Below are 6413 nucleotides of genomic sequence, written 5' to 3'. Positions count from 1 at the left end.
GCCCCGGAACCTGCCGTTTGCGTTCGCTTATGCTTTATGCCCTGCGGGTATGTATGCCCTATGGGTACTCATTCCTCACAATCTCGCCTATCACCAATGTGTGCTTACCCACACAAAACGTAAGAGATCCAAACTTTTCAACTTTCCAACCTTTTTTGTTAATATCCGTAAAACCAGTAGTGATTCGCTCTAAAGAGGCAAAAATGAAAAAAGTTCTTTTGGTGCTGTGTATGTTTGTTGCGGCGTCACTGATGTTCCCCGAAGTCAGTCCCCAATGGATTCGTTGGGCCGCGATCTCACCCGACGGAGAGCGGATCGTATTCAGCAGTCACGGCGATCTCTACCTGGTGTCCGGTTCCGGCGGAGACGCGCGGATTCTGACCATTCACGAAGCTGATGAATACCACCCGGTATGGAGCCCGGACGGAGAGCAAATCGCCTTTGCTTCCGACCGTCACGGCAATCTGGATGTGTTTGTGGTAGCCGCGGCCGGGGGTGAAGCCGTACGCCTGACCCGGCATTCGGCGGACGAAGTTCCCTACGCGTTCACGGCGGATGGGAAACAAGTGCTGTTCGGCGCGGCGCGCCTGGATGATTTCAAGCACCGCGGGTTTCCCACCACCTACTTGCCCGAGTTGTACCAGGTCCCCGCCAACGGCGGCCGAGTGGAACAGGTCTGGACCTTCCCCGCAGAGGAGGTCCAGGTCAGCCCTGACGGTTCCCGGATGATTTACATCGACAAAAAAGGCGGTGAGAATTACTGGCGCAAGCATCACCGTTCCGCCGTCACCCGTGATATCTGGTTGTACGACAAAGCAAAAAATCATCATATGCGTTTAACCACATCCCCTTTTGAGGATCGCAACCCCGTATTCGCTCCGGATCAAAAAAGCATTTATTACCTCAGCGAAGAAAGCGGCAGTTTTAACGTACATCGTCTCGAACTGGCGCAACCGCAAAAAAACGAGGCGGTCACCGTGTTTTCCGGCCACCCGGTGCGGTTCCTCAGCATCGACAACCAGGGAACATTGTGTTTCACCCATCATGGTGACCTCTATGTGCAGAAACCCGGCGCCGAGCCGAAAAAGTTGATGGTTCGCGTGGTTGTTTCCAGCAAAGAGAACGACGGGCGCCTGATCCCCGTTCAGGGCAAGGTCAGTGAGATGGCGGTTTCTCCGGATGGGAAAGAGATGGCTTACGTGGTCCGGGGAGAGGTTTTCGCTACCTCAACCGAACGCAAAATGGTGCGACGCATCACAACCACTCCGGGGGCGGAGCGTTTTGTTTCTTTCACCCCCGACGGCAAGGGAATCGTGTATGCCGGTGAACGCAACGGGCGCTGGGGGATTTACCGCGCCAGATTGAGCGATCCGCAGGAGAAGTTTTTCCACGCAGCGACCATTCTTGAGGAAGAAGCGTTACTGGTTACCGAAGCGGACAATTACATGCCGCTGATCTCTCCCGACGGCAAGTCCATGGCGTTTATCGAGAACAAGCGGGAATTGAAAGTCATGGATCTGAAAAGCAAAGAGACCCGTACCCTGCTTTCTGCAAACAACCTGGTGTACATGGGTGACGGCGACCAGTATTTCCAATGGAGTCCGGACAGTCGCTGGCTGCTGGCGGAATACACGCCGCGCCTGGCCAATACCGAAGTCGTGTTGTTGAAAGCGGACGGTTCGCAGGAGATGGTCAACCTGACCGAAAGCGGCTATCACGATATGCGCCCCAGCTGGGCGGGCAAAGGTGAATTGATGCTCTGGTTCAGCAATCGCCACGGACTGCGCGCCTACGCCAACTCTGGTGCCCGGCAGCGGGATGTGTACGGTTTGTACTTTACCCGCAAGGCATGGGAACGCGCCAACCTCTCCAAGGATGAATTCGGTTTGTTTACAGAACTGGAAGAAAAAGACAAAGGGGACGAGGAAAAGAGCGACAAAAAAGACAAAAAGAAAAAAGAAAAGCCGGAAGAGACGATCCAGCCTCTCCGCTTTGAATGGGAGGGGATGAGGGAACGCAGAAAACGCCTGACCATTCATTCCTCTTTCCTGGGTGACGCGGTGCTGTCAAAGGACGGTGAAACCCTCTATTACCTGGCGCGTTTCGAGAAAGGCATGAACCTCTGGGCCACGAAATTGCGTTCGCGTGAAACAGAGAAGATTCTGGACCTGGGGGCGCGCTCGGGCCAACTGCAACGGAATGCCGAAAGCGAGAGCCTGTTTTTGCTGGCGGACGGGAACATTTTTAAACTGGATCCGGAAAAGAAGTCAAAAAAACCGGTGCACGTCGGGGGAGAGATCACCTTTGATGAGACCGCTGAAAGAAAAGAGATGTTTGGCCACGTATGGGAAAAGACCCGCTCCATGTTCTACGAATCCGGGTTTCACGGCGTGGATTGGGAAGCCATGAAAATCGCTTACGCCCCCAAGCTGGCCGGCATCGGTAATGACCGCGAATTCGTTGAACTGCTTTCGGAAATGCTGGGGGAGTTGAATGTCTCTCATTGCGGCGCCCGCGCGATGGCGCAGAATCCCCATGCAGACGAGACAGCCTCGCTGGGGATCTTTATCGATACCAATTACAGCGGGGAAGGGATCCGCATCACCGAGGTAATGCGCAACGGGCCCCTTGATCGTGCCGGTTTCAATGTCAAACCCGGTATGGTGATCACCGCGATCAACGGAATTGCCGTTTCCTCTGAAACGGACAGCGCGCGCTATCTCAACCGCCTGGCGGAAAAGCGTACGGCCTTGAGTCTACTTGACCCCGGGACAGGGAAAACCACGGACCTGGTCGTGATCCCGATTTCATCCAAAGAGGAAAGAACCCTGCTGTACGAGCGCTGGGTGCGTTTAAACGAGCAAGAGGTGGAAAAATCCGGAAACGGTCGTTTGGGCTATGTGCACATTCCCGGCATGAGCGACGGCTCTTATCGTCATGTGTATGATAAAGCCATGGGCAAGTACTTCGACCGTGAAGGGCTGATCGTGGATACCCGCTTTAACGGTGGCGGCGACCTGGTGGGAGACATCACCATGTTTCTTTCCGGCGAGCGTTTCATGACGTACGCCATTGAGCAGCGCGACCTGGGTTATGAGCCCAATTATCGCTGGACCCGGCCCCACGTGGCCCTGGTCAACGAGGCCAACTACAGTGACGGCCACTGCTTTGCCTGTGCTTATAAGGACCTGGGTATCGGCAAACTGGTCGGCATGCCCGTACCCGGCACCTGCAGCTTTGCCGGTTGGGAAATGCTGCAGAACGGCACCATCCTGTGGGGCACGATCCCCGTGAGCGCCAGGAACAAGGCCGGCGAATGGCTGGAAAACAACCAGACCGAACCGGACGTGATGGTAAAAAACATACCCGGCTTTGTTGACAGAGGCCGCGACCAGCAACTCGAAGCCGCCATCCGCGTTCTCCTTGATGTGATTGACAAATAGCCCGTTAAGTTGGCAGTGGTTTCCCTATTCAGAGTAAGCCTCGCGCGTATAACGCGTATAAAAAGGCTGTTAATTTTATGCGCTGGTTCGCTTCTTGAGTTGATAATTTTTTCTGTTGATTCTACAATGATTCCAGTAAATCAACCATCAGTTGAGGTGATGCCATGAGTCTAAAAACCATATTCCAGCAAGGAATGGCGGAGCGTCGACGCCGCAAATCTCTGGGGAAAAAAGGCAAGCAAATCAAGAAACAGGAAAAAATCCTCAATGAGCGTTTCACCGCATTGGGAAAAAAAGCGTGGGAATCCAAATCAGATATTTCCAGTTTTGCGGATGCAAAAACCGCTTTGGAAGAAGCCCAGCGCAACCTGGATGAATTAAAAAAGCATGATCAGGGACTGGAGCAGCGCAAACAGGAATTGGAAGAAAAAAAGCGAAATGAAAGTGAACGCTTGGATACTGCTCGCAAAGGTGTTGAAGAAAAGAAACGCGACCTGGACCAGCGCCTGGATGAACAGAAAAAGATCCTGCAGGAGGCGGAAAAGAAGTCAAAAACCGCCAAAGACAGGCTGGCCGCGATTGGACGTGAGCAGACTCAACTCGAGAACAAGAGCGCCGGCCCGGAAAGTACGGAAGCAGAGAAGGCCGAAGCCGGAAAGATGCCGGCTTTGTTGCAGCAGGAAGCCGAGGCCTTGCAGGCCGGCATTGATGCCCGCGAAGAATCCACGAAACCGGTCAAAGACCTCGCGGGTTCATTGGAACAGGGCATGAACGGTTTGGAGAAACAATTGGATGAGCTGCGCAAAGAAGAAAAACAGATCATCTCTGATTTAGACAAAAAGATTGCCGCCGTGAAAAGCGAGTTGACGCAAAACAAGCAAAAGTCGAACGAGATTGAAAAAGGCTTGCAGAATAACCAGAAAGCATTGGGAGAGAAACTGGCCGACTCCGGCGAAAAATTTCCCGGCCTGGAAGAGGAGCTGGCCGCGGTTGCAACTGTTCGAACTGAAATGAGTGGCGTTCAAGCGGCGATCAGCGGTTTGGAGGAACAAAAAGATGAAGCACAAGTCGGCGCCTACAAAAAAATGCTGGCCATTATCATCGGCGGACTGGTGTTGTTGGCGGCCATTGTTGTGGGGTTGATTCTTTTGCTTTCGCCGAAGGATTCCTCTGCAACCGCGTCCGGCAAAAGCGCCGCGATCAAAGCCGCAAGCAAAGTTCATCAAGAGATTGCCGAGCAGATAGAGAAGAGAGCCGCGGGCCGCAAGGCGGAATTATCTCAGAAAGAAGCGGAAGTATCTCAGAAAGAAGCGGAAGAATTTTCAAAAGAAGCGGCGGAGCAGTTAGAGGAAATGAAAAAACAATCGGGACAGATCTTTGCTGATACGGAGTCAACAGATCCATCAGCCGTGGCATCAGAAAACGATTTGAGCCGGGCGTTGCCCGGGATGCAAGGCTGGAAGAAACAGGATTCCGAATTCAGCTCAGGCGCCGCCGGAAACATTCAGATCGCCACACTGGATACCCGGTACATCTCGGGAGAAGACAGCGTACGTGTCCACATCACCGATGCCGGTTCAGAAAATTCGATGATAATCAGCGCTTTCAAATTCACTTTGGCGGCCAACATTCGCATCGACAACGAGGAACGGTTTTCCCGGGTCAGCTCAATTGGCGGCGTTCCAGTGGTGGAAAGCGTGGATAAAGAAACGGGCGAAGCCAGGATCAGTCTGGCGCACAAGGACCGCTACCTGATCGACTTGGGAACCAGTTCTGAAAAAGGCTTGGTACTGCTGCGTGAATTCGCGGCCCAAATGGATCTGTCCAGCCTGCCTTGAGAAAGGCTTTCAGCATGACATGTATAAAAAGAGGAAAAAGGGGAGAAACGCATGGCATTTAAGAAGATTTTTGCGATTTGGCTGCTGATCACGGTTGTATCGGGCGCGTTGTTCAAGGTGGCAAAGGTTGTCATTTCGGGGCACCCATTGTGGCCCTGGGCCGTTCCTTTTCTGTATATCGGCGCCCTGATCCTGTTCGCCCTGTACGTACTGACAAACAAAAAACAAAACTGATTTCCAGATTTTTAGGGGAAGGACTTTGATTTAGGAGAAGTGGTGTATAATCTCTGCTTCTCATGAATCCCGCCACAATATTTGCCGTTTTCATGGCCTTGCTGGCCTACTCCTGCATCGCCGGCGGGGAGATGCTCATGAAAGTGGGGATCTCCTGGCTGGGCTGGCGGGGACCAAAGACGAGTGCTTATTTCCGCAGCCGTCGCCTGTGGGTGGCCGGCTTGGTCCTGGCCAACCTCTACGGCATTCCCAGCGCCGTGGCCTTGAAGTATCTTCCGCCTCATATCGTGGGCGCATTTTCCGGCTGGGTGGTTGTGCTCCTGGTGATTCTTTCACATCGGGTACTGGGTGAACCCCTGACCCGGAACGACGGATTGTTCGCGTTTCTTTTCGTGGTCGGGTTCGTGTTCCTAAACCTGCTGGACCGTGCCCCGGGCGATACGGCAGGCGCATCCTCGGCCCTTTGGGGCATTTCATTGTTGCCTGTGGCGGTGTTTGGGATGGGTTTTGCGCGGGGATTGCCCAAGCGCAGCCGGGCTGTTCTTTTCGGCGCCGTTGCCGGAATGTCCGCGGGCCTGATGGTGGTGTTCCTGCGCCTGCTGGTATTGGAATTCGGCTTTGACGTGGCGCGCTATTTTTCCTCTGCCTACCTTTACCTCTATGTCTTTTTCGCGCTGCTTTCCCTGGCAGCGCTGCAACTGGCGCTCAAGAAAGCGGGCATGATCCAGACTGCGTCCCTGAAGTACTCAACAAACATCCTCTATCCATTTCTGGCCGCTCCGCTGGTGTTTCAAACGCAGCTTTCATGGTTGCATTGGGCATTGGCCGCCTTGATCGTGTTTTCCGTGGTGCGGCTCATCCGGCATCGCTGACCGGTTGCTTGGGAGTTTCTTGACCA

Annotated in this window: 4 protein-coding genes; all 4 read left to right on the top strand. The window is 53.7% G+C overall.

Annotated features, from left to right (window positions below):
- Window positions 1-203: 203 nt before the first annotated feature.
- The 4 genes from ENN40_01205 to ENN40_01190 all read left to right on the top strand — a co-directional run bounded on the left by ENN40_01205 (window position 204) and on the right by ENN40_01190 (window position 6387).
- Entirely contained in the window at window positions 204-3443 is a 3240-nt protein-coding gene (locus tag ENN40_01205; protein ID HDP93960.1) for a peptidase S41, read from the top strand.
- 164 nt (window positions 3444-3607) lie between these two features.
- Window positions 3608-5281 carry a hypothetical protein gene (locus tag ENN40_01200; GenBank protein ID HDP93959.1) on the top strand — a complete coding sequence of 558 codons (1674 nt, stop codon included), beginning with the start codon at window positions 3608-3610 and terminating at the stop codon, window positions 5279-5281.
- A 51-nt stretch (window positions 5282-5332) separates the two neighbouring features.
- Window positions 5333-5515 carry a hypothetical protein gene (locus ENN40_01195; protein ID HDP93958.1) on the top strand — a complete coding sequence of 61 codons (183 nt, stop codon included), beginning with the start codon at window positions 5333-5335 and terminating at the stop codon, window positions 5513-5515.
- Window positions 5516-5577: 62 nt separating this feature from the next.
- Entirely contained in the window at window positions 5578-6387 is an 810-nt protein-coding gene (locus ENN40_01190) for a hypothetical protein (GenBank protein ID HDP93957.1), read from the top strand.
- The last annotated feature ends 26 nt before the right edge of the window (window positions 6388-6413 follow it).

The organism is Candidatus Aminicenantes bacterium, from assembly GCA_011049425.1.
GTDB lineage: Bacteria > Acidobacteriota > Aminicenantia > UBA2199 > UBA2199 > UBA876.
The sequence above is the reverse complement of the archived record's forward strand: the minus strand, read 5'-3'. Positions and strand labels throughout refer to the sequence as shown.